Annotated in this window: 1 protein-coding gene; it reads left to right on the forward strand. The window is 77.5% G+C overall.

Going from position 1 to position 1378, the window contains the following annotated elements; genetic code table 11:
* The first annotated feature begins 230 nt into the window (after window positions 1–230).
* A complete protein-coding gene (locus ACZ60W_RS37270; protein WP_469759840.1) occupies window positions 231–1256 on the forward strand; it encodes a LacI family DNA-binding transcriptional regulator in 1026 nt (341 codons plus the stop codon).
* The last annotated feature ends 122 nt before the right edge of the window (window positions 1257–1378 follow it).

Genomic DNA, 1378 nt, shown 5'->3' on the forward strand with positions numbered 1-1378 from the left:
GCGTCTCCCTCCCTCTCCTCCCCCCCCCCCCCCCCCCCCCCCCCCCCCCCCCCCCCCCCCCCCCCCCCCCCCCCCCCCCCCCCCCCCCCCTCCGCCGCCGCTTCCGGGCCGGGTTCTGGGAGCGCTCTCAACCGCTGTGGCGACGGATATCCTGGTGGCCCAGGTCCCGGGACCGCGTCCCGGACCGGGACCCGACGTCCGCCCGCCGCCCCGCCGAAGGAGCGCCCGCCTTGCCCGAGCAGTCCACGGGGTCCCGCCCCACGCTGGAGGCGGTCGCCGCGCGCGCCGGCGTGTCCCGCGCCACGGCCTCGCGGGTCGTCAACGGGGGTGCGGGCGTGCGCACTCCGCTCGTCGAGAAGGTGCGCCGGGCGGTCGACGAGCTCGGCTACGTGCCCAACCACGCGGCGCGCACCCTGGTGACGCGGCGCAACGGCGCGGTGGCGGTGATCATCGCGGAGCCCGAGTTCCGGATCTTCTCCGACCCGTTCTTCGAGCAGCAGGTCCGGGGCATCAGCCGCGAGCTGACCGCGCACGACGCGCAGTTGGTGCTGCTGTGGGTCGAGGGCCCGGGGGACCACGACCGGATCGCCCGCTACCTCGGGGGCGGTCACGTCGACGGCGCGCTGGCGTTCTCGCTGCACAGCGACGACGCGCTGCCGGCGGTGATCGACCGGTCGCGGGTCCCGGTGGTCTTCGGCGGCCGGCCGGCCCCCGGCACGGCGCCCACCGTCCCGTTCGTCGACTGCGACAACCGCGGCGGAGCCCGGGAGGCGGTGCGCCATCTGGTGGGGCTGGGCCGGCGGAACATCGCCCACATCTCGGGCCCGCCCGACCAGACGTCCGCGCTGGACCGGATCCACGGCTACCGGGACGTCCTCATCGACGCCGACCCGGCGCTGCTGTGCCAGGGCGACTTCACGGAGGAGAGCGGGGCCCGCGCGATGGCCGAGCTGCTCGACCGGCGGCCGGACGTGGACGGGGTGTTCGTCGCCAACGACCTGATGGCGTCGGGGGCGCTGCTGACCCTGCGGGAGCGGGGGGTGCGGGTGCCCGAGGACGTGGCGGTGGTGGGCTTCGACGACATGGACTCGGTGGTGCGCCGGACGGAGCCGGCCCTCACCACGGTGCACCAGGACATCGAGGGCATGGGCCGGCTGATGGTGAAGCTGCTGATGCGGCTGCTGGACGGCACGGAACCCGAGGTCCCCGGCTCCGTGATCACCCCGACGTCGCTGGTGTGCCGCGACTCCGCCTGAGGCGGCGGCGGTCCGCACGCGGGGCGGGGGGGGGGGGGGGGGGGGGGGGGGGGGGGGGGGGGGGGGGGGGGGGGGGGGGGGGGGGGGGGAGGAGGGGGGAGGACGAAAGAGGGGGACGGGGC

It is taken from the genome of Streptomyces sp. NPDC104202 (assembly GCF_055584185.1).